The sequence below is a fragment of the uncultured Murdochiella sp. genome (genome assembly GCF_902488755.1).
GTDB lineage: Bacteria > Bacillota > Clostridia > Tissierellales > Peptoniphilaceae > Murdochiella.
In genome coordinates this window covers 42,138-66,115 of record NZ_CABTXF010000001.1, presented here as the reverse complement: position 1 = coordinate 66,115, position 23,978 = coordinate 42,138, and the positions used below count along the sequence as shown (strand labels likewise).

At 48.8% G+C, this 23,978-nt stretch carries 21 protein-coding genes and 1 pseudogene; 17 read left to right on the top strand and 5 right to left on the bottom strand.

The genetic code is table 11. From position 1 onward, the window contains the following. A pseudogene (locus RDL68_RS00295) lies at window positions 1-235 on the top strand (hypothetical protein); the annotation flags it as partial. A 117-nt stretch (window positions 236-352) separates the two neighbouring features. On the opposite strand, the gene RDL68_RS00290 reads toward RDL68_RS00295, so the two are convergent. Continuing rightward, a complete protein-coding gene (locus RDL68_RS00290) occupies window positions 353-1,537 on the bottom strand; it encodes an NADP-dependent malic enzyme (protein ID WP_308539665.1) in 1,185 nt (394 codons plus the stop codon). Window positions 1,538-1,670: 133 nt separating this feature from the next. Between RDL68_RS00290 and RDL68_RS00285 the strand changes: the two genes are divergently transcribed. Continuing rightward, window positions 1,671-2,099: a PaaI family thioesterase gene (locus RDL68_RS00285; RefSeq protein ID WP_308539664.1), complete on the top strand. Its 429-nt coding sequence runs from the start codon at window positions 1,671-1,673 to the stop codon at window positions 2,097-2,099. Window positions 2,100-2,221: 122 nt separating this feature from the next. On the opposite strand, the gene RDL68_RS00280 is transcribed toward RDL68_RS00285, so the two are convergent. Continuing rightward, window positions 2,222-3,727: a C69 family dipeptidase gene (locus tag RDL68_RS00280; protein ID WP_308539663.1), complete on the bottom strand. Its 1,506-nt coding sequence runs from the start codon at window positions 3,725-3,727 to the stop codon at window positions 2,222-2,224. Window positions 3,728-3,976: 249 nt separating this feature from the next. Between RDL68_RS00280 and RDL68_RS00275 the strand changes: the two genes are divergently transcribed. Next, window positions 3,977-4,342 (top strand): histidine triad nucleotide-binding protein, encoded by a 366-nt coding sequence (locus RDL68_RS00275; protein WP_308539662.1) that lies wholly within the window; start codon window positions 3,977-3,979, stop codon window positions 4,340-4,342. Between the two features lie 29 nt (window positions 4,343-4,371). Here RDL68_RS00275 and RDL68_RS00270 read toward each other — a convergent pair whose 3' ends face one another. Both RDL68_RS00270 and RDL68_RS00265 read right to left on the bottom strand, forming a co-directional pair. Then, complete coding sequence (locus RDL68_RS00270; RefSeq protein WP_308539661.1) at window positions 4,372-5,109, bottom strand: hypothetical protein; 738 nt, start codon at window positions 5,107-5,109, stop codon at window positions 4,372-4,374. Next, the gene (locus RDL68_RS00265) at window positions 5,099-6,469 is read right to left on the bottom strand and encodes a MurT ligase domain-containing protein (protein WP_308539660.1); all 1,371 of its coding nucleotides are present in this window, start codon (window positions 6,467-6,469) and stop codon (window positions 5,099-5,101) included. Before RDL68_RS00265 ends, RDL68_RS00270 begins: the two co-directional genes overlap by 11 nt. Before the next feature lie 138 nt (window positions 6,470-6,607). Between RDL68_RS00265 and rpsU the strand changes: the two genes are divergently transcribed. The 13 genes from rpsU to RDL68_RS00200 all read left to right on the top strand — a co-directional run bounded on the left by rpsU (window position 6,608) and on the right by RDL68_RS00200 (window position 21,694). Beyond that, complete coding sequence (gene rpsU / locus RDL68_RS00260) at window positions 6,608-6,787, top strand: 30S ribosomal protein S21 (RefSeq protein WP_308539659.1); 180 nt, start codon at window positions 6,608-6,610, stop codon at window positions 6,785-6,787. A 211-nt stretch (window positions 6,788-6,998) separates the two neighbouring features. Beyond that, on the top strand, window positions 6,999-7,976 hold the full coding sequence (floA, locus tag RDL68_RS00255) for a flotillin-like protein FloA (RefSeq protein ID WP_374042581.1): 978 nt from the start codon (window positions 6,999-7,001) through the stop codon (window positions 7,974-7,976). An 8-nt stretch (window positions 7,977-7,984) separates the two neighbouring features. Next, the gene (locus tag RDL68_RS00250; RefSeq protein ID WP_308539657.1) at window positions 7,985-8,488 is read left to right on the top strand and encodes a hypothetical protein; all 504 of its coding nucleotides are present in this window, start codon (window positions 7,985-7,987) and stop codon (window positions 8,486-8,488) included. A gap of 9 nt (window positions 8,489-8,497) precedes the next feature. Next, window positions 8,498-9,574: a PhoH family protein gene (locus tag RDL68_RS00245; RefSeq protein ID WP_308539656.1), complete on the top strand. Its 1,077-nt coding sequence runs from the start codon at window positions 8,498-8,500 to the stop codon at window positions 9,572-9,574. Next, window positions 9,555-10,907 carry a GTPase Era gene (gene era / locus RDL68_RS00240; RefSeq protein WP_308539655.1) on the top strand — a complete coding sequence of 451 codons (1,353 nt, stop codon included), beginning with the start codon at window positions 9,555-9,557 and terminating at the stop codon, window positions 10,905-10,907. Before RDL68_RS00245 ends, era begins: the two co-directional genes overlap by 20 nt. Before the next feature lie 74 nt (window positions 10,908-10,981). Further along, window positions 10,982-11,740, top strand: a complete 759-nt coding sequence (recO, locus tag RDL68_RS00235; RefSeq protein ID WP_308539654.1) for a DNA repair protein RecO — start codon at window positions 10,982-10,984, stop codon at window positions 11,738-11,740. Between the two features lie 63 nt (window positions 11,741-11,803). After that, on the top strand, window positions 11,804-12,739 hold the full coding sequence (glyQ, locus tag RDL68_RS00230) for a glycine--tRNA ligase subunit alpha (RefSeq protein ID WP_308539653.1): 936 nt from the start codon (window positions 11,804-11,806) through the stop codon (window positions 12,737-12,739). Then, window positions 12,736-14,811, top strand: a complete 2,076-nt coding sequence (gene glyS / locus RDL68_RS00225; RefSeq protein WP_308539652.1) for a glycine--tRNA ligase subunit beta — start codon at window positions 12,736-12,738, stop codon at window positions 14,809-14,811. Before glyQ ends, glyS begins: the two co-directional genes overlap by 4 nt. An 85-nt stretch (window positions 14,812-14,896) precedes the next feature. Then, a complete protein-coding gene (locus RDL68_RS00220) occupies window positions 14,897-15,919 on the top strand; it encodes a deoxyguanosinetriphosphate triphosphohydrolase (protein WP_308539651.1) in 1,023 nt (340 codons plus the stop codon). Between the two features lie 94 nt (window positions 15,920-16,013). Next, the gene (gene dnaG, locus RDL68_RS00215) at window positions 16,014-17,942 is read left to right on the top strand and encodes a DNA primase (RefSeq protein ID WP_308539650.1); all 1,929 of its coding nucleotides are present in this window, start codon (window positions 16,014-16,016) and stop codon (window positions 17,940-17,942) included. Further along, window positions 17,939-20,017 (top strand): RNA polymerase sigma factor RpoD, encoded by a 2,079-nt coding sequence (gene rpoD / locus RDL68_RS00210; protein ID WP_308539649.1) that lies wholly within the window; start codon window positions 17,939-17,941, stop codon window positions 20,015-20,017. The genes dnaG and rpoD overlap by 4 nt, the downstream gene beginning before the upstream one ends. Before the next feature lie 101 nt (window positions 20,018-20,118). Further along, entirely contained in the window at window positions 20,119-20,823 is a 705-nt protein-coding gene (locus tag RDL68_RS00205) for a class I SAM-dependent methyltransferase (RefSeq protein ID WP_308539648.1), read from the top strand. A 70-nt stretch (window positions 20,824-20,893) separates the two neighbouring features. Beyond that, window positions 20,894-21,694 carry a Nif3-like dinuclear metal center hexameric protein gene (locus tag RDL68_RS00200; protein ID WP_308539647.1) on the top strand — a complete coding sequence of 267 codons (801 nt, stop codon included), beginning with the start codon at window positions 20,894-20,896 and terminating at the stop codon, window positions 21,692-21,694. An 80-nt stretch (window positions 21,695-21,774) separates the two neighbouring features. Here the strand turns inward: RDL68_RS00200 and RDL68_RS00195 are convergent, their stop codons facing one another. Then, window positions 21,775-22,734 carry a DUF1002 domain-containing protein gene (locus tag RDL68_RS00195; RefSeq protein WP_308539646.1) on the bottom strand — a complete coding sequence of 320 codons (960 nt, stop codon included), beginning with the start codon at window positions 22,732-22,734 and terminating at the stop codon, window positions 21,775-21,777. A 219-nt stretch (window positions 22,735-22,953) separates the two neighbouring features. Here RDL68_RS00195 and RDL68_RS00190 point away from each other — a divergent pair, with 219 nt between their 5' ends. Continuing rightward, window positions 22,954-23,949 carry an Abi family protein gene (locus tag RDL68_RS00190; protein ID WP_308539645.1) on the top strand — a complete coding sequence of 332 codons (996 nt, stop codon included), beginning with the start codon at window positions 22,954-22,956 and terminating at the stop codon, window positions 23,947-23,949. Window positions 23,950-23,978 lie beyond the last annotated feature (29 nt).

Genomic DNA, 23,978 nt, shown 5'->3' with positions numbered 1-23,978 from the left:
AGCCGGTTTGGTGGATGCATCGTATGTCTCAGAAGGACAGATTGTTATTGATGTGGGAACCAGCCGAAAAGACGGGAAGATTTGCGGAGATGTGAATTGGGAAGCGATTGAACCTATTGTCGAGGCGGCGACTCCAACGCCCGGCGGCATTGGAGGTATCACTACCACTGTATTGGCAAAGCATGTTGTAGAGGCGTGCGCCAAGGTGAACGGCGTTCCGGTTGCGTCGTGCTAAACGTGGACAATGCGTGAGGAAACCGTATCAAAAAGAACCGAGGAAACCCGATGAGGTTTGCCTCGGTTCTTTTTTTTGTCCGGGATAAAAGAAAGATCCATCGTGTAAAAGAATGGATTATTTTGCGCGTACAACACCCATTTTTACGGCGATGGCAGCAACTTCTTTGGCTACCGCATCGGCGACGCCTGTTTCAAAAGGACCGGGGATGACATATTCTTCCGATAGTTTCTCTTCCGGCACGAGGTTGGCAAGCGCATAGGCGGCAGCGAGCTTCATTTCCTCATTGATTTCTGTGGCATGAACCTTGAGCGCCCCTTTGAACAAGCCGGGGAAGGCAAGGACGTTATTGACCTGGTTGGGATAATCGCTGCGCCCCGTTCCGACAACCCTTGCGCCGGCTTCACGCGCATCGTCATACGGGATTTCCGGATCTGGATTTGCCATCGCAAAAACAATCGGATCACGGCGCATGGAACGCACCATTGCTTTATCAATCTTATTGGGCACGCTTACGCCGATGAAGATATCCGCTTTTTTCATGGCTTCCTCTATCGAGAGGTCTTCGGCATCCTTATTCGTAATCTGCGCTAATTCACGATAGAGAGGATTGGTATAGGAATCCGCGTCTTTACGGTTGAGAATGCCCTTGCTGTTGTATCCATAGAAGTTTGCGATGCCGATACGCTTTAGCATACGGATGATGGATGAGCCGGCAGCGCCGACACCGGAGATGACCACATTGCAGTCCTCAGCTTTTTTCTTCACCAGCTTTAGCGCATTGATGACGGCTGCCGTGGTGACAATGGCAGTACCGTGTTGATCGTCGTGGAAGATGGGAATATTGCATTCCCGAATCAGTGTCTGTTCGATGGTGATGCATTCAGGAGCCTTGATATCTTCCAAGTTAATGCCACCGTAGGTGGGAGAAATGGCTTTGACAATGCGAATAATTTCTTCCGGATCTTGGGAATCAATAAGAACAGGAACGGCATTGACACCGCCGAAGCGCTTAAAGAGTGCGCACTTGCCTTCCATAACAGGAAGGGCTGCCTCTGGACCAAGATCACCCAAGCCAAGGATGGCTGTGCCGTTTGTTACGACCGCCACCGTATTTCCTTTCCATGTATAGTCATACACCGATTCGGGATTGGCAGCGATTTCGCGGCAGGGTTGAGCGACGCCCGGCGAATACATCAGGGAAAGATCCTCCTGATTTTCGAGGGGAGCCTTTAATTCCGCACTCATTTTGCCTTTTAATTCGGCATGTAATGCCAAAGAACGTGCAAATACATCTTTCATGGACAACCTCCATTGCTTCGGTCGATTATGACCGCCCCTTCTCTTCCTCTATAGAGTAGCGCATTTCCTTCGGGTTGCCAAACGCATTTTGGCGGAAATGGGGTATGATAGGGAAGGTAGAGAAGGAGGAAGAATGGCGATTTCAAGAGAATTATTTGACCGTTTGGTCGATTTACGCCGCACAACGAATCGATTCATGATTGCGGCGGGCATCGAGATTGTTGATGCAAAAGAAGGCACGGCGACCGCAAGACTGGTGACTTCGGCGGATAAGCATCAAAATCCCCAGGGGGTAGTGCAGGGTGGTGTACTCATGACCATGGCGGATGCTGCCATGGCTACCGCACTTGTTGCCTTTAACGATGCGGTAGCAACTGTCGATATGAATTACCATTTTTTAGGCGCTGTACATTCAGGTGATACGGTTATATGCGAAGCGAACATCATCAAGGCGGGTCGAAAAGTCGTCGTTACGCAGGCGATGTTGTACGTGGAACAACGGCTTATCGGACGCGCTACCGCGACATTCTTGCGCTCCGGTAAAAAAATGATTGAAGAATAGTTTTCATTCGGCGTATGTTTTCGTATTATATGAAAAAAGCTGGCGCAGAAACCTTCTGCGCCGGCTTTTTCTATTGCTCTTTTTTTGTTCGAAGCAGGTGGTAAACCGATTGCTTCTGCTGATTAGCGATCCGCGCGTGCAAATGCGTTTTTCATTAAGCGACTGGTCTCCTGTAACACATTTGCCAACGCTTTGTCCGTTTCTTCACGCAACATGGCAGCCAATTCATCGTTGGCATTTTCCAACTGCGCAGTAGCCGCGGTATACGCGCATTTTTCGTTGACCATTTTTTCATCCCAACGATTTAGAAGCTGATGTCCGCGCCAGGCGACGTTTTGCTGATAGTGCTCGATATGGGCGATGTTTTCCGAAAAATGCGGATCGGCCAGTGCGCCGATGAGGCGGCTTGCCCAATAGAAGCTATCCGTGCTCACCTTTTCGGGGGTATAGGACAGATAGTCCGGCGCGCGGTTGATGTTGACATAAAAGGGACAGAACGCATTAAATACATTGCTGGCAAAGGTGATCCATTCTACGGTGCGACAAGACTCGGGAAGATCCGGGCGAATCTGAACGCACGCTAAATGCGAGTTGCGATTGATTCCAATGGGGCGGAACAATCCGCGTTGCGAGAGATCTCCTTTTTTTGCATAGGGATCGTATGGTGTACCCTGATAATGATTGGACAATACTTCTTTGACATCCTCAACCGTAATTTTACGTTCCGGTTTTCGACACCAAGGGATGTTATTTGCCGTGGGCGTATAGTCGGCGTCTTCTCCTTCCCATCTGGTTTCAGTGGGGTTAAAGAAACGCTGAACAACCCATGCACGTGGGGTGTTGTAGACATGGTCTGCATCCGAATGGCTGCCGTACGCATCCCGCGGAGTAAAGCCCTTTCCATTCGAAAGATTCAAGTGGTGCTTTTCCGTAAAATCTTTTAAGTCTGCTGAACAGAGAAAGTTCTTTTGCTCTCCATACGCGTCATCAAAGTCAAACGCATCTAAACCCAGTTGATTGGGCATCACAACGTAGCTGTCTTCCGGAACGCGGCGCGCCATCCAATGATGCCCACCGATGGTTTCCAGCCACCATATATCGTTCACGTCTTGAAAAGCAATGCCGTTGTTTTCGTAGGTTCCATAGGTTTCCAGCAATTCGCCCAAACGCAAAACCCCTTCGCGCGCACTATGAATATAGGGCAGAACGAGCGTAACGAGATCCTCTTCACCGATGCCGCCTGGCACTTCCGCAACGTAGTCGGCATCGCCTTTTTTGCCTTGTTCTGGAATGCGTTCAACAAAAGGATCCGCACCCTGTACACGTGGATTGGTCGTCAGGGTTTCTGTCGCCGACATGGAGACATTGCAGGCGTTTACACCGACTGCTGCCCATTGTCCTTCTCGCAAAAGCGCATCCGGCATTGCCGTATAGCGCAGCGGATTTTCCGGAAGAGGAATTTCAACATGCGAAAGAACGGAACGATAGATTTTGGGTTGCTGTTCAGGAAGAACAACGTCGAAGCGTTTTTCGGTAAAACCGACGCTTCCGCAGTCTTCATTACGGGCAACCAGCGTTGATCCGTCATAACTGGCATTTCTTCCGACTAAGAGGGTTGTACAGGCCATGAGGGCTCCTTTCTCTATTTCTTTCCTTCGACAGTTTTCGTTTTATGAGGCTCGCGATGAGGAACATAAGCCACCTTTTCTATTATAGACGTAATCGCTTCTAATCAATGGGGAAACGTCATTTCTTTTCTTTGTAAAATCGTCCCTTTTCGGATGAACGGAAGAAAACTACAGACAAAGCAAGAGAAAAAGGGTAAGAAGGGGATGAAACACAGAAAAACGCCAAAGAACTTCAAAAAGGAGGCAAAGATGAAAAATACTCATACGGACTGTCTGTTTTGTCAAATTGCGCAGGGCGACATTCCTGCCGGATTTGTATTTGAAAACGAGGATGTCGTAGCATTTCGGGATATTGCTCCGGCTGCGCCCGTGCATTTGCTTTTTGTTCCGAAGAAGCACATTACCTCCGCTAATGATTTTGCGAACGGTGCGGATGCAACAGTAGTGAGTCGGATTTTTGAAGCCATCGCTGAGGTGGCTAAGCGTGAAGGGTTCGCAGAAAGCGGCTATCGCGTTATCAGCAATTGTGGAAAAGACGGTGGGCAAAGTGTCGCGCACCTGCATTTTCACGTCTTAGCAGGAAAGTCGATTCGTTTCCCCGGTTTTGACCAATAAAGGCAATTCGCCCTTCTCTTGTGGCTCTCTTATTCTTGTTTGCTTGGAGGAAGAGCTGATAAAAACGATGAATATTCCGGCATGTTTTGCAGCAGACGGAGATTATCCTGATAGGTGGCTGTCATTTCAGCTTCCAGTGGAATCGTATCGTCAGCGTAAAAACGACGGCGAAGGGCTTTTGTCCAATAGGGAACGGTTAAGAAAAGGCATCCTGCGCATTCGATGAGCCAAGAATTACGATAGGCAAAGCCGCCAAGAGCCGTGTTTTCGTTAAAAGACGATGCCGGATACAAAGCATGGTACAGTTCGTGTCCTTCGTTGCCGTAATAGCTGCTGAAGCCCAAAATAGTGGCTAAAAACGGGACACCGTCTTTCTCAAATAGGGTCTGTTTGGAACGACGATGATCATAATCACGCACCGTTTCGTAGTCGAAGAGGGATAGGGTGTTGGCAGGTGAGCCATTTTTTACGGTAAGACTCTTGCCCAAAACATCAAGGGCGTTGTTGATTGCCAAAAGCATCATTCCCTCTTCTATCTGCGCTTTTAGGCAATCCCGATAGGGGAGAAGCTTCTGTACAACTTGTTCGAGGCAAGGCTCCGCCATGGGTCCAAAGAAGAGTAAATCGATTTTCTTTTCGGGAAACTGTAACGCATCCCGAAAACCGGTGCGATACACTTCCGCTTCCGGAAACAGTTTTTCGAAATAGACAGCCGTGGTTTGTTCGCCGAAAGTGAGCCATTCCGGGCAGAGAATTTCAATGCGCACAGGCTTCCTCCTTTTCTTGGATGAGCGTGATGAGTTGTTTGGCGGAATCTTGAGAGTGATCCTCAATGTCGTGCAGAATGAAGAGGGATTCGCTTTCTTCGGGGGAAAGAGAAGAAAGAATCTCTTCTGGACGATGAACGACATGAATTTTATCGGCATCCCATCCGGCAAGTATGGCGGCAAAGCGCATACCGAAAGCATATTTTGTCATGAGATAGAGTCGATCCACACCGAAGAGATTGGCATAATCGACCATGTAGATCCATCCCGGACAGGTATCCGGTAGGGCTTCACCGGCAGAATCCGTAATGTAAAGCACGCTTTTTTTGCCGGGCGTAGCCGAGATATTGGCAAATACCCGACTGGTGGCAATGGGGTTATTTCCCTTTGAAACGATATTCACGATGCGCTTTTTTCCGACGTGAAGTTCCTCAAACCGCGTTTGCGTGAGTTTGATTTGACGGAAAGCCGGAAGAAGCTGCGCAGGAGAAAAGCCGTTTTCCCGAAGGGTGGTATAGGCGGCAATGGTGTTATAGATATTCTCCACAGCGCTTTGAACCATCGGCAGATGAAACGTCTCTCCATGATCGAGAATCGTTAAATCGTGCTCAGCTTCGCTGCAATCCACTACGGCATAGGTCGGTTGGGGATTGGTTAATCCGCACGAAGGACAGTGATATTCGCCGATGTGATGATAACGGCGAAAATCCCATTCCAGCGTGTGTCCGCATTGTGGACAATAGGGAACGTCTTGAATCAGCGATTTTTCACTCTGCGTTTCGTGGGGAAGCGGATGAACGGTATAAAAGATACGTTCCTTGCACCTCCCTTCACCTAATTGGGACGAGATGGGGTCAGAGGCGTTTAGAATGAGCTTTGTTGTTTCCGGGAGGGCTTCGTTAATGCGCGAAAAAACAAATTGCACGGTGGCATTGCGGTCAATGGAGTCCTGATATAAATTCGTCACCGTAAGCGTTGTAGGCGGATATTCCGGAAAAATACGACGCAGCCATAATTCGTCCTCTTCAAGAACCGCATAGGGCGGACATTTTCCGTCTAAACGAACCTGATTTACTAAAGAGGAAGCAATGCCGGGTTTGGTATTGGAGCCATTGTTATTATGCAGATACGGCACATCGAGCTTTTGCAGTACATCTTGAATCAAGTTGGATGTGGTGGTTTTCCCGTTTGTTCCACTGATGCTGATGCAGTGGGTGGGTTTTGCTACTTGTTGGATAAACTGGGGGTCAACTTGAAGCGCAATCGCTCCCGGCAGTTGCGAGCCTCGTTTTCCGAAAAGACGCATGAGACGGGAAGCACTTTTGGCTGTGAAGTGAGCCCATTTGGCACGTAAAGACATGGTTCCTCCTTGATGGAATGTTATTCTGATTATACGCTATCGCGAACGGTTCGGAGCATTTTACGTAAGGCGGTTGACTTTTCTTAGGTGTATCGCATATAATTCAACTTACGAATTTAACCCGAGGGGGGTGAAAAAATGCCGGAGATTCGCGTCGGAGACAATGAATCCATTGAAAGTGCTCTGAAGCGGTTTAAACGTTCCATCGCTCGCGCAGGTACATTAGCCGAATATCGCAAGCGTGAACATTACGAAAAGCCGTCCATCAAGCGCAAAAAGAAGTCGGAAGCGGCTCGTCGTAAAAATCGTAAAAAATAGGACTTGAAAGATGGCATCTTTGTGGTGCCATCTTTTCCTTTTTATGAACCGGTTTTGCTTTGTTGTTCCCATGTGTTTCTGTATGCTATAGACTGCTTTTCCCCTTGTTCTTTTTCCTGTTTTTCAAACGTGGATTTTTAGCAGGAAAGGGTACAATCACCACAAGGTAACAGGTATAGAAAGGATAATGACTATGGACGACATTTTGTATATGGCACCGATGGTGGCTCTTGTTCTTGTCTTGCTGGGCGTGTTTTTCTCGTTCGTACCGGTGGGATTATGGATTACCGCGCGTTTTTCGGGCGTCCCGGTAAAAATCAGCGATTTGGTCGGGATGCGTCTTCGCCGCGTGACACCCTCTCAAATTGTGAATCCGTTGATTAAGGCGACCAAAGCAGGGCTTTCGTTGCAGCTAAATGAACTGGAAGCGCATTATCTGGCAGGCGGCAATGTGAATCTCGTTGTCGATGCTCTTATCGCTGCACAGCGCGCCAATATCGCGCTTAGTTTCAAGGAAGCAACAGCGATTGATCTGGCAGGACGAAATGTTTTAGAAGCGGTTCAGGTCTCTGTTAACCCCAAAGTGATTGAAACACCGGAGATTGCGGCAGTTGCCAAAAACGGCATTGAAGTGCAGGTGAAAGCCAAAGTGACCGTGCGTGCGAACATCCAGCGCTTGGTTGGTGGCGCAGGGGAAGCGACCATTATTGCGCGTGTAGGGGAAGGCATTGTTACGACCGTCGGTTCGTCTCAGACGCACTCTGCCGTGTTGGAAAATCCGGATTTGATTTCCCAGACGGTATTAAATAAAGGATTGGATTCCGGAACGGCGTTTGAAATTCTCTCCATCGATATCGCCGATGTGGACATCGGGCGAAATGTGGGGGCTAAATTGCAAATGGAGCAGGCAGAGGCGGATAAACGCATCTCCCAGGCAAAAGCAGAAGAACGACGCGCTCAAGCGGTTGCTTCCGAGCAGGAGAATCTTGCCGAGATTCGCCGCCAGCGTGCCAAGGTAGTAGAAGCCGAAGCCCTTGTACCGGAGGCACTGGCAAAAGCCCTCAGTGAGGGACGCATGGGCGTTATGGACTATTATGAAATGCAGAATATGATTTCCGATACAAAGATGCGCCAGTCCCTTGCCGGTGATGAGCAAAAACCGGGGGCGGATACGACACAGAATGCTTGAGGCGTGTGATGAATCGAAACGATAAGCAAGATGCTTTAGCGGAGCTTATCCTTTCCCTTTTGGGGGGAACGTTTACGAAAAAGTCTTCTGTCGCACCGCCGGAAACGACGAAGAAGAAAACCAATACATCTCGATCTTCCGAAAAGAAGATACACAGCGCTTTGCGAACCATTTCCATGGAGGGGGAAGGCGTAGTTGCTTCGGTGCGGTCTATGGAAGGAGAAGATGCGGTTCCGCCGGTCATCTCCATGGAGGGACCGCCGGAGGAAGATGTCGAAGTAGGCGTATTGGATGCGCAACAAAAGGAAGCCCAGAGAACCGAGATTGAAGCGCTTTCTTCATCGTCACCTTCGTCTCTTGTTCGGGCGTTGGCAGCGACGGACAGAGAAGTCCAACGGGAGCATTTACGACAGGCGGTAGTGCTTAGAGAGGTCATTAGCACTCCTTTTGATCGGCGCAGAGAGCGATATGAAAGGATGCGCCGGCGTGTACGTCGGCAAAGAGGGGAGTAAAACGAACGCATGAAAAAATTGCTATGGTCGAATGAGGAGCACTCTTCAAAAGATTGGGCGGCTCTTTTCGGTGAACTCAACGCCCATGCCAAGGCCATCGAAAATACATTCGCGGTCAAAATGAAGCTGACCGAAAATGGCTTGCAGCTTAGTGGCGAGGAATACGAAATGGAAGCTGCCGAAGCGGTTATGGGACAGATGTTTACCGTGATTGCTAGACAAGGTTATATTTCTTCCGAAGAGGTCGCCTATCTTCTACAGATGCAGAAAGAACACGAAGATGTGCCGGTGGAAAAACTGCTTACCGACATCATCACCACAACTGCGCAGGGCAAGCCCATACGTGCGAAAACCCTCGGACAAAAGCAATACGTGGACGCCATTGCGCATAATGGTTTTACCTTCGGTATCGGTCCTGCCGGTACGGGAAAAACCTACCTCGCTGTCGCCATGGCGGTAAAAGCGTTCAAAAACAACGCTGTACAGCGCATTATTCTCACCCGTCCCGCCGTGGAAGCTGGAGAAAGTCTTGGTTTTCTTCCCGGTGATTTACAGGAGAAGATTGATCCCTATCTTCGACCGCTTTACGATTCTCTGTATGAGATTCTTGGCGCAGATGCGTATCTGAAGCTCAAGGAGAGGGGGCAGATCGAAGTGGCGCCGCTTGCCTATATGCGTGGGCGCACACTGGACAATTCCTTTATTATTCTTGATGAAGCGCAAAATACCACCAGTGCCCAAATGAAGATGTTCCTGACGCGCATGGGATACGGCTCCCAAGCGGTGATTACCGGTGATGTCACGCAGGTCGATTTGCCACAGGGAAAAACGTCCGGCTTAAAGACCATTCAGCGTATTCTGCGCCATGTCGATGGCGTGGCATTTTGCACCTTTCATCATGCGGATGTAGTGCGCCATCCCTTAGTCCAACGCGTCATTGAAGCGTTTGAACGCTATGAAAACGAGCAGGAAAATCGAAAATCACAAGCTGCGTTCGAGAGCGGTTCTTTTGGAAAGAATCGGAAGGCAATGTCCGCCAAAATGAGCGATACGAAGAGGAGAAATCATGAATCTGCTCGTGGATAATCGAGATCCTTCACTTGTTTGGGAAGAGACGGACGAAAAAGAACTGGAAAAAGCATTACGCGTTGCTTTACATACGCAGCAGATACCGGAAGATGTGGAAATTTCGCTTTCCTTTGTGAATGGCGAAGAAATTCGTGCATTAAACGCGAAGTACCGCGGCAAGGACACAGAGACAGACGTGTTGAGTTTTCCGGTGTATGAAGCGGAGGAAATTGCGCTTCTTCGTGAAGAAGGGGCGTTGGATGTCCTCGGCGATATTGTCATCAATATGGAGCGGGTCAGAACGCAGGCGGAGGAATTTGGACACAGCGAAGAACGGGAGAGAATCTATTTAGCGGTGCATTCTCTGCTGCACTTATTGGGCTTTGATCACGAAGACGAGGAGGACAAGCGCAAAATGCGCCGAGAAGAAAAGCGGATTATGCGTGCGCTTGGTTTCGCCCAGCCGTTCCATTCTGGCTACGTCGCGGTAATTGGTCGGCCAAATGTCGGCAAATCCACGTTGATCACCCGTCTGTTGGGCGAGAAGCTCTCCATTATCTCCAACAAGCCGCAGACAACGCGGCATAAGCTACAGTTTATTATGACCGATGAACGAATGCAGGCGATTTTTTTGGACACGCCGGGCGTGCAAATTCCCAAGAATGCGTTGGGCGAGACCATGCTTAAGATTTCACGCGAGGCGCTTGAGGGCGTGGATCTCTGTCTTTTTGTGACCGACGTTTCCTCGCGCATCGGTCCTTTGGACCGACTCATTCTGGAACGATTAAAGACCATCCGGTCCATTCCGTTAGTGCTCTTGCTCAATAAAATTGACCTTTCTTCTGCGGAGATGGTCGAAGCAGAAAAACGTCGTTATGAGGAATTGGGGATTTTTCGGGCGGTGTTGCCTATTTCGGCAAAAGAAGAGGAAGATTTGGATGCACTTACAACGCTCCTCTACGAGCTTCTTCCCGAGGGACCGCAGTATTTTCCGGACGATATGGTGACGGATCGTTCCGAACGTTTTATTATCACGGAAATGATCCGCGAAAAATGTCTCTATCACATGCAAGAGGAAATTCCGCACGGTATTCATGTCGGCATTGACAGCATGAAAAAGAGAAGTGATCGTGAATTGTATGATATTTATGCCACGATATACTGTGAAAAACTTTCGCACAAAGGCATGGTCATCGGAAAAGGCGGAACGAAACTCGGTCGTATCGGTCGTGAGGCACGGAAGGATATCGAAGCACTCATCGACTGTCCGGTGAATTTGAAACTATGGGTCAAAGTCGATAAGAACTGGCGCAAGAACAAGCAGAAGGTTGACCGGTTAGGGTTTGATTAAGCGCATCGGCAAAAGGAAACGGTTCTATGCCTGCTGTGCGTTGCAGCGACATATACGACAGCGCGGAGGCACGTATGGAGGAAGAAAAAAGCTTACAGGGCATTGTTTTACAAGCCTATGATGTGCGAGATTCTTCGCGCATTGTCGATCTTTTCACACAAGAACGCGGCAAAATTTCCGTATTGGTGCGCGGCGCCAAACGAAATAAGAGCCGGTTTTTGAATCTCTCCGCACCGTATGTGGAAGGGCAGTTTCATGTGGTGTTCGGGCGTAGCACAAACTATTTGAAGGAAGGTACGATTACCGATGCGCATCTTGGTCTTAGGCGATCGCTTGCGCAGCTTACCGCCGCGCGCTTCGGCGCAGAGGCGTTGCTTGGTGTCCTCACCGAGGGCGAAGAACGGGATTTGTTTTTGCTTTTTCAGGCGTTTCTTTGCGCTGTGGAAAACGGCAATGTCGCACAACTCTCACATGGAATGGCGGCTTATCTGCTTAAATTATGCAGTTATTCCGGCTTTCGACCGCGCATTTCCACCTGTGTTTATGGCGGCGAGCCTATAGAAGGAGATTCTGTTTTTTTTGACCTTGAGGCAGGCGGAATGGCATGTCCTGTCCATGCGCCTTCCGTCGGTGCAGAAGGGCTTTCTGCTGCGGAATACGCAGCGATTGTCCGTTATCTCCGCCTTCCGCTTCGTGCTATAATGAACGCACGTGATTTTTCGTCTGTTGACGCCCGGCGATTGGCAAGGATCTCGTTTCGGTATTATGCGATGCATACCGACCGACACAGCCTGGGCGCCTTATCTATGATGGAAGAGCTCCGTCTTCTGTAAAGAAGAGCGACCTGCTGTTAAAGAGAACAGGGATTCGATCGTACAAGGAGCGAAGGAGGTTGAATGAATTTACAAGAAATGCTGTCCACCCTTACGGCGTATTGGTCTGCCCAGGGATGTACTGTTTTGGAACCCTACGATACCGAAAAGGGTGCCGGAACGATGAATCCGAATACCTTTTTACGCGCCCTCGGTCCCGAACCGTGGAAGGTCGTTTATGTGGAGCCTTCGCGCCGTCCTGCAGACGGACGTTACGGCGAAAATCCGAACCGGCTGTATCAGCATCATCAGTTGCAAATCATACTCAAGCCCTCTCCGGATAATATTCAAGATCTGTATTTGGACAGCTTGAAAACTATTGGTATCAATCCGTTGGAACACGATATTCGCTTTGTCGAAGACAATTGGGAATCACCGACGCTGGGCGCCTGGGGCGTGGGTTGGGAAGTATGGCTCGACGGCATGGAGATTACGCAGTTCACGTATTTTCAACAGGTGGGTGGCATAACCCTTAATCCTGAAGCGGGCGAAATTACATTAGGGCTGGAACGTATCGCGATGTATATTCAGGGCGTGGATAATGTCTTTGATTTACAGTGGAATGACCAGCTGCGTTACGGCGATATTTTCCAACAGCAGGAATATGAGAATTCCAAGTATTCTTTTGAGACGGCGGACGTAGATATGCTTCATACGCTTTTTGCGCTCTATGAAAAAGAAGCGCAGCGCCAGATCAAAGAAAAACTTGTTTTTCCTGCGTATGATTATGCGCTGAAGTGCTCCCATACTTTTAATCTTCTGGATGCGCGCGGCGCGATTGCCGTTTCCGAACGCAGTCACTACATTGCTCGCGTGCGTGATTTAGCGCGCGATGTCGCAAAGTGTTATTTGGAAAAACGGGAAGAGATGGGTTTTCCGCTTTTGTCTGCTGAGACGATGGGAAAGGACAAAAAAAATCCCTTGCAGCAAGCGGATAAGGAACAGGAGAAACGTGCATGACAACGTATCTATTGGAATTAGGCGTCGAAGAATTTCCTTCCCGCTATATGGCTTCCACAAAGCAGCAGCTTAAGCAAAATGTGTTGGATGGCTTGGCTTCTGCCGGACTTTCTTTTTCGGATGCCCGTGTTGAGGCAACGCCGCGCCGTTTTGCACTTTGGTTGGAAGAGGTGAAAGCAAAAGAGAGCGAGGGAGAAGAAGTCGTTCGCGGTCCGTCGAAACAGGCAGCGTTTGACGCGGAAGGTCAGCCGACAAAAGCGTTACTTGGCTTTTTACGCGCTAAGGGGCTGCAGCTGGAAGATACGTTTGTTGAGGATAATGGCAAAAACGAATATGTTTTTGCGCGCCTTAAGAAAGAGGCGGTCTCCGTGGAAAAGACGTTGCCGACGGTTATTGCCGAGGCAGTGCGTAAAATTTCCAATCCTCGTGCCATGCGCTGGGGCGGAAAGAATTTGCGTTTTCTTCGTCCCATTCGCTGGATGGTTTCTCTATTGGACGATCAGGTGCTTCCTATCGATTTAGAGGGCATTCCCGTGGGCAATCGCACGAACGGTCATCGCTTTCTCGGTGAGAAAAATTTCGTGATTCACGATGTCCACTCTTATGAGACCCAGTTGGAAGAGAACTATGTGATTATCGATGAAAGCAAACGCCGCGATCGCATTTTGCGTGGGTTGAATCGCCTTGCTCGAGAAAAGGGTGGGGTGCCTATGCAAAATGAGGAGCTTTTAGAAGAAGTGGTGAACATTGTCGAATATCCCACGGTCTTTCTCGGCGATGTACCTCGCGAATATCTTACGCTTCCTCCGGAAGTGATTATCACGCCGATGATGGATCATCAGCGTTATTTCCCCGTTGTGGATGATGACGGTCATTTGTTGCCCTATTTTCTTTCCGTGCGTAATGGCAATGACCAGGGATTGCAGAATGTCATCGATGGAAACCGAAAGGTGCTGATTCCGCGCCTTGAGGATGCCAAATTCTTCTATCAGCAGGATCAAGCGCATTCGCTAGAAGACTTGGTCCCGAAGTTGGATGAGCTGGTGTTTCACGAGAAGCTCGGCACGATGCGAGAAAAAACGGCGCGGCTGGAATCGCTGGGCGTTTCGTTAGCAAAGCTGCTGGGTTGCGGTCCCTCCATTCAACAGAATATTTCGCGCGCGGCGCACCTGTGCAAAGCGGACTTAGTCACGAAGATGGTCGTGGAATTTACGGAATTGCAAGGCACTATGGGGCGTATTTACGCTGCGGAAAATGGTGAAGTGGACGCGGTTTCGCACGCCATTGAAGAACATTATCTGCCTCGCCAGTCCGGCGGCGATCTTCCGAAAACCACAGCGGGCATGGTGCTTTCGCTGGCGGATAAACTGGATACTCTCGCGGGGCTGTTTGCCATTGACATCAACGTGACCGGTTCACAGGATCCCTTTGGTCTACGTCGCGCAGTCATCGGCATGTTGGATATTTTGCAGAAGAATTTGCTGCATATAGAGTTAAAAGAAGCGCTTCGTGACGCCCTCTTGCTCTATGTGGAACAAAAGGGGCTGGTTTTTGATTACAACGATGTGATTGCCCGCATAAGCGATTTTTTCCGCGGACGCTTGCGTACCAAACTGCAAGAACAGGGCATACGCTATGATGTGGCGGATGCGGTGCTTGCCACCGAGGATGACGACTATTTGCGTTTGATGCAAAAAGCGGCAATTGCTCAAAAAGTGATCGAAAAAGATACGGAAAATGAGTTGATTACCGGCTTTGTTCGTATTGAAAGCATGGCAGAACATGCTGAATCCACAGCGGTGGATGCGAATGTCTTGCAAGACGAAGATCAGACGATGTTTGCTTCCCTTTCTCGTGCGGATGCGGTTCGTGAAGCGTTGCAAAAAGATCATTATGAAGAAGCCTTTGCGCTTCTTGCTGACTGGATGCCGATCCTTCATGACTATCTTGACCGCACGATGATCCTTGTGGACGATGCGTCGCTTAAAGAGGCGCGACTGGGCATGTTGGCACAGGTCAATGCGCTAATTGAGGAGCTACTGATTCCGCATCGGATTGTGCGGGAATCCTGATTTTTCCTGCCATGTCAAGGGGGAAATCCAGCACCCATCGAAATAAACATATAGACTACAGAAAAGACGCAGGAGGGAGGTAGCCATGCTACGTGAACAGACAGAAAAATGGGAAAAGGAGTGGCTATCTCCTTATGCTTCGCATGTCTCTGCCACACGGGGCAGAGAACGGGCGGAAGAAGAAGATTCCGTTCGTACGGCGTATCAGCGAGACCGTGATCGGATATTGCATTCCAAGTGCTTTCGCCGCCTCAAACATAAAACGCAGGTGTTTATTGCACCGGAGGGAGACCACTACCGTACACGCCTGACGCATACGCTGGAGGTCAGCCAGATTGCGCGCACCATGGCAAGAGCGCTTCGCTTGAATGAAGATCTCATCGAAGCGATGGCGATGGGGCACGATGTAGGGCATACGCCTTTTGGTCATGCCGGCGAAAAGATCTTGCAGATATTAGATCCGGGGTTTCATCATGCCAAACAATCGGTGCGTGTCCTGCGTGTATTGGAGAATCGACGTGACCACGCGATTCCCGGTTTGAATCTCACCTGGGAAGTTTTGGATGGCATCGCGCATCACAGTGGTGAACAGAAGGCAGAGACGCTGGAAGGTCGTCTGTTGAAATTTGCGGATCGCATTGCCTATGTCAATCATGATATTGACGATTCGTTGCGCGCCGGTGTGTTGACGATGGAAGATTTACCGAAAGAAAGCATTGCCGTGCTGGGAGAAACGCATTCGGAACGCATCAGCACCATGGTTAATGCGATTATCGAAGCCAGTTTTGACAAACCGGACATTGCAATGGAAGATTCCGTCTACGAAGCTTCAAGGAATTTACGGGCATTCATGTTTCGTGAAGTCTATACCAATGAGATGGTAAAGGGCGAAAATACGAAGCTGGAACATATTATGACGGATCTTTTGGACTACCTGGTTGATCATCCCGATGTTATGCCAATAGACCATCGCCGTCTGTATAGAGATACCGCAGAAGAGACGGATGTTCGCCGCCAAGCGATTGATTATATTGCCGGTATGACGGATGATTTTCTCATCCGTACCTATCGTAATTTATTTATTCCCAAGGCATGGTCTATTCTTTAGCGGACTTGACCATGCTACAAAAGAGTGATCTAAATAATGAGTGAACCACGAAGGGCGCTTACGAACGAGAACGGTATTCGGGAAAGGGGGGATTATGCGCATTTCCGATCAAACGATTCAGCAGGTGCGCGATGCGATTGATATTGAAGAATTGGTCGCAAGCTATGTCACCCTGAAGCCTGCCGGCAAACAGAAGAAGGCATGTTGTCCGTTTCACCAGGAAAAAACGCCTTCTTTTTTTATCCGTCCGGAAAGAGGAACGTATAAATGTTTCGGCTGTGGAGAATCGGGCGATGGCATTACTTTTCTGATGAAGATGGAGCATCTTGAATTTCAGGAGGCTGTCGTGGCGCTTGCTGAACGGTATCATATTCCCGTGGAGGCGGATCATCCCGAAGATTCGCGCAAGCGGATGATGCGCGATTTGTACTATCGTATCAATGAAGACGCGGCGCGGTTTTTCTATAAAAATTTGCTCACCAGCGATGAAGCTCTTCATTATTTAGCAAAACGCGGCTTTAAGGCGCAGATTATCAACGATTTTTATCTCGGCTACGCAGATCCGAAAGGAAATACCCTTTTGCATTACTTAACGGATAAGGGCTATCGCGAGGAGGATTTGTTAGCTCTGGGGCTAATTGCGCGTTCTCACCGTGGGACAGGATACTATGACAAGTTTCGCGATCGTCTTATGTTTCCCATTGTTTCCATCAAAGATAAGATTATCGGTTTCGGGGGACGTGCTATAGGCGATGGAAAACCGAAATACCTGAATTCTCCAGATTCAGAGATTTTTCATAAAGGGGAGCACCTTTATCATCTGCAACAAGTGCGTAAAATTCCCAATTCACGCGAGGTGATTGTGGTAGAAGGATATATGGATGTCGCTGCTTTAGCCTTTCACGGCGTTCCCCATGCCGTAGCATCTCTGGGAACTTCGCTTACCGAGGAACAAGCCAAACTGGTCAAACGCTATGCCGATCGAGTCTATCTTTGCTATGATGGTGATTCCGCCGGCATTCGGGCGGCACGCCGTGCTATTGATGTCTTTCAAAAGGCGGAAGTATCGCCCAAGTTAGTCGTCCTTCCCGAAGGAAAAGATCCGGATGATGTCGTGCGCACAGAAGGGGCAGAGGCATTTCAACGCTATCTTTCTCTTTCATTAGACCCACTTGATTTTGAACTAAAATTGCTTTCTGCAGGCTATGACCTGACGGAGACTGCCGGACGAATGGATTTTCTGTCCCGCGCAGTGGATTTTTTAGCCGGAATCGAAAAAGAAACTCTTCGCGATGTCATGGCGGAAAAGGTGGCGGCACTGGCTAAGGTCGGCGTGGAAAGCGTGCAGCATGATGCCGGAGAGCGTCGTAAAGAACTGCTTGTTCGGCAAACAGAGCTCGGTCAGCGCAAGGAACAAAACGAATCTTTTTCATCCGAAGAAAACGAGAATGTTTTTCATCCGACAGAAACTCCGCCGTCGTATTATTACGCGGAAGGGGAAGAAGATTTTTCGGATTATGACGCGGAATATACGAGCCATGGTGAAGGAAAACGGGAGAGTTTGGGTATGTATTCCCAAAAGAGTATGAGGCTGGAGCGCTTTCAACTCGAACGGGAAATGGTGCGGCTTATTCGGGGAAACCGTGACTGTGATGACGTTCTATCGGCAGAGCAGGATTTTATTGAAAATCCGGGATTGCGACAATTGCTCTTGACTGTACGGCATTTACGGGAGGCGGGCATTTCTCCTCAACAAGACTGGTTAAAAGAATCGGACTTAACGGAAGAAGCAAGGGATATCGCGGAATCCTTCGATCGCGAAGAACAGCCGGTGAACATTGTTATGGCGAGAGAACTCCAAGAACGCATTCATCGTTTTCGTCTGCGAGAACGAAAGATGGCGCTTCTTTCTGCCATACATCATCCGGAAAAGCAGGAGAATGCGGCGTCGCAAAGCGCGCTATTAAAAGAATTGCAGGAGATTGAGCAACAGCTGCGTGTGCCTGGGGGAGGGCTTAGATGACGGATCGAAAAGAGCGATTAAAGGACGAAGGTCTGGACATCGAAGAGGTAAAGCAAGATATCGTGGAAGAGCTGCGTAAGATTGCTTCCGCTCAGCATGATCGCTTTCACCGAGACGATTGGGAAAATTTGGAATATATAGAACAGTTAAGCGAAGAAGATCGCCGCGATATTTTACAGATATTAGCGGACGATGGCATCACTATGGCAGAGACCGAACGTTCCGAAGGCATTGAAGAGAACGAAGAGGACGGAGATCTCTTAGATGAGGAAGAAGAAGATTCCTCATTAAATGATTTGGACGCCCTTTCCGATTTGGGAGCTAATTTTGAAGAAAGCAAAGAAGAGTCGGAAGCCGAATTAAGCGATCAGGAAATGCTGCAAAACATTGCCGTCGATGATCCGGTTAAGATGTACTTAAAAGAGATCGGTCGCGTTTCGCTTCTTACGGCAGATGAAGAGGTGCTTTTGGCTCGTCGGATGGAGTTGGCGGAAACAGCCGCTAAAGTTCTTCGTGGAGAAAAAGCATCCTTGCGTGAAGAAATTGAAATTGCGAAAGAGGCATTGAATAATACGCAAGCGGCAATGCTTTTGGATTTAATGGCGACAAAGGATGCAAAAAAGCGTTTTTTGACTGCCCAGACCAGGGAATACAACGCTTTTCGTCGTCTCTTAGAAATCGTACTTTCACCCGAAAATGTGGAGGTGAAGGAAGAAGACGAAGCGTATCGGGCGGTGAAGGTGGCAGCCCACGTAGAGCGCTATATTCGCCGTCGGTTAAGTCGTCTTGGTATGACGCAAGAGGAAGCGCAGGAGCTTTCGTTCTGTGTGGAAATTCAGCAGGCGCTGGTTGCTTTCGTTCTCACGCCGAAAGACATGACCGCGAAACAGAAAAATTGGAAGGAGATTGCGCTGGAGAACGAAGAGCGTATTCTTCATGCCATTGATCAGATTTATAAGAAGAGCAGCGAAAAGGAAGAACCGTCGGAGACATTGCTGGATTTGGCGGAGGCTTTTCACGTGAAACCTTTTACCGCCGAAGAGACCATTCCGGGAGAAAGCCGACGCGAACTCTTCGAACGAAATACCATTGTGGATAAGCTTAATATGACCTTGCGCAAGCGCCAGCCCAAAGATGCGTTAACCGAAAAAGAAGCGGAAAATTACGCGATCTTACAGGAAGCTTTGGAAGCCATCAACAAGCGTATGGCACATTTCAAAAATGATTTTTCGCCGGAACGGGCAAAGCTGGAAGAGCTTTTGGTAAAAACGGAACCTGCCGGTCGCATACTGATGGGCTTACCGCTTTCCGCAGAGAATGAAAAGCAGCTTAAGCAAGCCATGCGCATTGGTTCCATGGCAAAACAGCGTTTAGCAGAAACAAACCTTCGTCTGGTCGTATCTATTGCCAAGCGTTATGTCGGACGCGGCATGAGTTTTTTGGATCTCATTCAGGAAGGCAATCTCGGCTTGATGAAAGCTGTGGAGAAATTTGACTACCATCGCGGCTTCAAGTTTTCCACGTATGCAACATGGTGGATACGTCAGGCGATCACGCGCGCCATTGCCGACCAGGCGAGAACGATTCGTATTCCGGTTCATATGGTAGAGACCATCAACAAGCTCTCTCGTGCGCAACGTCAGCTTCTGCAGGAACTGAATCGCGATCCGACCAATGAAGAAATTGCTGCAGAAATGAATATCGATGTCGAAAAAGTACGCATTGTTCGCAAGATTGCGCAAGAGCCGGTGTCCTTAGAAACACCGATTGGAGAGGAAGAAGATTCGCATCTTGGCGACTTTATTGAAGACGATACGGTTATCTCTCCGGATGAAGCAGCAAACTTCATCATGCTTCGCGAGGAGCTCGCCAATATTTTGGCGACGCTTTCCACCAGAGAGCGCAAGGTATTGGAACTGCGTTTCGGTCTTAATGACGGAACACCTCGCACACTTGAAGAAGTGGGAAAAGAGTTTAATGTAACACGCGAGCGCATCCGTCAGATTGAAGCGAAAGCGATTCGTAAACTTAAGCATCCTACACGCAGCCAAAAGGTGCGTGATTTTCTGGAATAAGAAAGCAGGCGCTTTTGTCTGGCAAGGTCGTTTGCCGGAGGAAGGCGCTTTTCTTCTTTATTGATGAGCAGTACCGACACCGACTTTTTGCAGGAGGTTACATGCAGCGTATAGAGACCCTCATTCGCCTTGTTCCGCCTTGTTCCCGCGTGATTGACGTGGGCGCGGATCATGGACTGGTGTCCCTCGGTTTGGCGGAGAGGGAAGATATTGAACAGATATTGGCGACGGATATTTCTGCCGCCTCACTTGCCAAGCTAAAACAAGCTCTTGAACGTGCCGATTCATTAACAAAACAGAAAATCACCCTTTTCGTTACCGACGGTTTGCAGGATCTTCCCTGGCAGTCAGCGGATACTCTATTAATAGCCGGGATGGGTGGTCCCCTGATTATGCGTATCCTTTCTGAATCCTTTGCCTTTGCACAAAGTGCTGGTACATGGGTGCTCTCCCCACAAAGCGGCATTCCGGCATTTCGTCGTTATTTGCAGCGCCTATCCTGTCGCGTAGAAGAAACCATAGTGGAAGAAGAAGGAAAGTTTTATCCTCTTTTTCTTGTTTTTCCTCGCGAAGCATGTCCGCCGCAGAGCGGTTACGCGCATATTTTGACAGAACAGGAAGAAATATACGGACCGGACTTGTTGCGCTTGCATCATCCTTTTGTGGAAAAACAGATTCGAAAAGACCAGGCGCATTGGCATCAGTTGTTGCAACAATTAGAGGGAAAATCATCACGAGGAGCGAGGGAACGCCGAAAGGAAGCCCAAGCCGCGCTTTGCGCGCTTTCGACCTTGCTGTCTCGTTAAGGTTCTTATCGACGGAAAAGAAACCGTCGCATAGCGTATAGGAAATTGTATCAAGAAGAAAGGACTTCCGATGCAAATACAAACATGGGTTGAGGAATGGGAAAAGCGCGTGCCGCTTTCCTTACAGGAACCGTGGGATCACAGTGGAAAACAGTTCGGTCGTTTCCAACAGTCGCTTAGCGGCATCGTTTTTGCGCTGGATTTTACTTCAGGTGCTCTTCAAAAAGCGATGAACGAAGGCGCAAATCTGGTTGTAACGCACCACCCGGTGCTTTTTGAAGGGGTACATACGCTTTACGAGGATGACCCACTGCAAAATCTCGTTATGCAGGCGATAGAGGCCGGCATCGCCGTCTATGCTTCGCATACACCATGGGATTGGGTCAATGGTGGCGTAAATGACGTTATGGCAGATCGCATGGCGCTACGGAATCGAAAACCGCTTCGTCGTCGAGAAGAAAACGATGTGCATCTCGCGTATTCGACAGGTTTTGGTGTTTACGGGGAATGCGCGCCCATCACGCTTGTTTCCTTCGCGCAATTTCTTTCCTCTGCTTTTTCCGCTCCTTCGGTTGTTTTCTATGGGCAGTCTGATCGGCAAATTGAACGTATTGGCGTTTTGGGCGGTTCGGGCATGGAGTTCGTTTCGGATGCTCTCGCTTCCGGCTGTGATGTTTTCGTCACCGCGGATATAAAATACCACGAGGCGCAGTTTGCCATACAACGGGGAATATCTCTCATTGATCTCGGTCATTATGCGGCGGAATTTCCTTCGATGGCACAGGCGCTTCGCCTGTCACAGACGTTTTCTGCTGATGTAGATCAACAGCTTTTTGATGCGCAAGAAAATAAGCGTCATTCTCTTCGTTGAGAATGACGCTTAGTCTTGCTACACGCATGGAAGAGGAAGGTATCGTCGCTCCACGTCGAACACCGGCAAGAAAGTGGTTCTTATTTTAGAAGGTTGCTAAAAAAGTCGAGGATTCCCTGAAAGAGATTTCCGAAAAATCCGCCGAGCTCCGCTTTGGTATCCGGAGAAAGATGCGCCCAATCCGCCTGTACTTTTTCCATGAGATTGCCGCCTTCCTTTAAGAGCTTTTCGCCCAGCTCCCGTAGATTCGCACGCTGTTCCTCCGTAAGCTCAATTTTGGAGAACTGTTCCATCAGGCTTTGCAGGGAAGAAATGTCTGCGTCATTCAGCACCCCGTCGAGGTGATAATTATTCACGACGGTATTAATAATGGTCGTGATGTCTCCTACCGAAATGGTTCCGCCATTCTCCTGTTTTTGTTTGGCGATTTGCGCTTTCATTTCCGCAAGAGCAGCATTGAGCAGTTCATCGGAATAGCCGTCTTTTCCCTGCTTTTCGCTGGTAATCTTGGAAGTTACTTCCAGCTCTTCCTGTGCTGCTTTGACGTTTTCTTCGGGCAGTGTACCGGTTGTACCGCTAAAGGCCTTATAGACGCCTGCCAGTGCGCCGGAACCATCGACGGCTTTCACGGAAGCCACGCGAATGGTCATATTGGTTGCTCCAGCCGTGATGGCGGCATTCGCATATTGCGTCGCCGTAATGTCCGTGATGGTTTTTGGCGTAACAATTTCCACCTTTACGCCCGAATCCTTATCAGACGGTTCGAGATAAACCGAGGAGTACACCTGATAGTAGTCATACTGGTCATGAAGCAGCGTATTCATCTCATCGATGTTAACCTGCATTTCTAATGCTTTATCGGACACCCCCAGTAAACGCGCCGTTTCCTTCTTTTGTTCCGCCGTGAGGCTTTGTCCGTAAGCATAAACCGATTGTTTTAAGTTCTCCGCTTTTGCCGGGAAAGCAAAACTTGCCAGTACAACGAGTAAGGTCATTGCTCCGGCAGCGAGGCGTCGGTATAGCACATTTTTCTTTTTCATTGTTTCTCCTTGTTTCTTTCTATTTCACCAATGATTATGATGTACTCATCCTATTCCGCCCTTGTGTTTGCAATATGAAGAGAATCCGATTTAGAGCCGGTTACCCGGACGCTTTTTCTTTTCCTTTTGCAAACTGTGTTATACTATATTCACCGATCCCGCCACACCTCTCTATGACGTGCAAAACGGCGGGACTTTTACGATAAGGTGGTGCACGGTATGGATTCCCGACAAGTAATGCATTCAGATGCCAAATTGATGGATATGGCGAAGAAAGAAAAACTGCTTATTCGGGACATGGACTATGCCAGGAAAGTATTCCAACGTGTCAGTCCTTTCCATCTTGAGAATTTCGGTTTACCGTGGAAGACGGCGGAAGGGACGTACCGAGAGGGTACAACGTTTGAGATGATAGTAGATGGTTATCTTGCCGACCGTCGTATTAAGAACTTTTTATTTGACTATCTTTCTGATTATGAGGTGCAGCTGCGTCATGTTCTCGGCACAGTTATGCTTGAAAGCTTTGGGGCGTATGGTTATTTGGACGCAGATCATTTTCGCCAAGAGGAATACCATAAGAACTTTATGAACGATTTGGAGAATGAACTTACCCGAGCGAATGAACCCTTTGTGCGTCGGTTTTATGCACAAGAGGGAAAACCGCAAGCTGTTCCGGTGTATGTTGCCATGGAAGTCATCACGCTTGGCACGCTCACTAAGATTTTTAAGAACTTGCGTCGTCCGGAACAAAAGCGTGTTGCTGATTTTTATGGAGTGGCTTCTGAAACGGTGCTGTATTCTTTTTTTACTTGTCTTGCCAAATTGCGCAATACCTGCGCTCATCACGGCCGTTTATCCAACCGTCGTTTCGGAGAAGGCTGCGCCGTTTTGAAAGAAGATAAACGTGTGATTGCGCGACTTGCATCGAACGATCATCCGGATCCGTATCGTTTTTTTGTCATGCTTTTGGCGCTTATGCATGTTATGGATGCGCAAAGCAATCGGGAAATCCTCATCCATTTTCGGCGAACGTTTGATCGGCATCCGTACTTTTTACCGCGCTTTTTGGATTTTCCACAAGAATGGGAAACGATTTTGTGTTATGCCGCCGGTATAAAGAGATCTTCTCTTGATGAACAGGATGTGTGTGAAGAACCCATTGCCTCGGACCGATGGATATTGTCGGCGCAGGAGGCGGATAATCCAGTTAGATAGCACGGCATCGGATTACCGATGTCGATAGA

Bases quoted from the DNA above. Each gene is read 5' to 3' on its own strand.
- RDL68_RS00290 (WP_308539665.1), bottom strand. From the start codon at position 1,537: ATGAAAGATGTATTTGCACGTTCTTTGGCATTACATGCCGAATTAAAA.
- RDL68_RS00285 (WP_308539664.1), top strand. From the start codon at position 1,671: ATGGCGATTTCAAGAGAATTATTTGACCGTTTGGTCGATTTACGCCGC.
- RDL68_RS00280 (WP_308539663.1), bottom strand. From the start codon at position 3,727: ATGGCCTGTACAACCCTCTTAGTCGGAAGAAATGCCAGTTATGACGGA.
- RDL68_RS00275 (WP_308539662.1), top strand. From the start codon at position 3,977: ATGAAAAATACTCATACGGACTGTCTGTTTTGTCAAATTGCGCAGGGC.
- RDL68_RS00265 (WP_308539660.1), bottom strand. From the start codon at position 6,469: ATGTCTTTACGTGCCAAATGGGCTCACTTCACAGCCAAAAGTGCTTCC.
- rpsU (WP_308539659.1), top strand. From the start codon at position 6,608: ATGCCGGAGATTCGCGTCGGAGACAATGAATCCATTGAAAGTGCTCTG.
- floA (WP_374042581.1), top strand. From the start codon at position 6,999: ATGGCACCGATGGTGGCTCTTGTTCTTGTCTTGCTGGGCGTGTTTTTC.
- RDL68_RS00250 (WP_308539657.1), top strand. From the start codon at position 7,985: ATGAATCGAAACGATAAGCAAGATGCTTTAGCGGAGCTTATCCTTTCC.
- RDL68_RS00245 (WP_308539656.1), top strand. From the start codon at position 8,498: ATGAAAAAATTGCTATGGTCGAATGAGGAGCACTCTTCAAAAGATTGG.
- era (WP_308539655.1), top strand. From the start codon at position 9,555: ATGAATCTGCTCGTGGATAATCGAGATCCTTCACTTGTTTGGGAAGAG.
- recO (WP_308539654.1), top strand. From the start codon at position 10,982: ATGGAGGAAGAAAAAAGCTTACAGGGCATTGTTTTACAAGCCTATGAT.
- glyQ (WP_308539653.1), top strand. From the start codon at position 11,804: ATGAATTTACAAGAAATGCTGTCCACCCTTACGGCGTATTGGTCTGCC.
- glyS (WP_308539652.1), top strand. From the start codon at position 12,736: ATGACAACGTATCTATTGGAATTAGGCGTCGAAGAATTTCCTTCCCGC.
- RDL68_RS00220 (WP_308539651.1), top strand. From the start codon at position 14,897: ATGCTACGTGAACAGACAGAAAAATGGGAAAAGGAGTGGCTATCTCCT.
- dnaG (WP_308539650.1), top strand. From the start codon at position 16,014: ATGCGCATTTCCGATCAAACGATTCAGCAGGTGCGCGATGCGATTGAT.
- rpoD (WP_308539649.1), top strand. From the start codon at position 17,939: ATGACGGATCGAAAAGAGCGATTAAAGGACGAAGGTCTGGACATCGAA.
- RDL68_RS00205 (WP_308539648.1), top strand. From the start codon at position 20,119: ATGCAGCGTATAGAGACCCTCATTCGCCTTGTTCCGCCTTGTTCCCGC.
- RDL68_RS00200 (WP_308539647.1), top strand. From the start codon at position 20,894: ATGCAAATACAAACATGGGTTGAGGAATGGGAAAAGCGCGTGCCGCTT.
- RDL68_RS00195 (WP_308539646.1), bottom strand. From the start codon at position 22,734: ATGAAAAAGAAAAATGTGCTATACCGACGCCTCGCTGCCGGAGCAATG.
- RDL68_RS00190 (WP_308539645.1), top strand. From the start codon at position 22,954: ATGGATTCCCGACAAGTAATGCATTCAGATGCCAAATTGATGGATATG.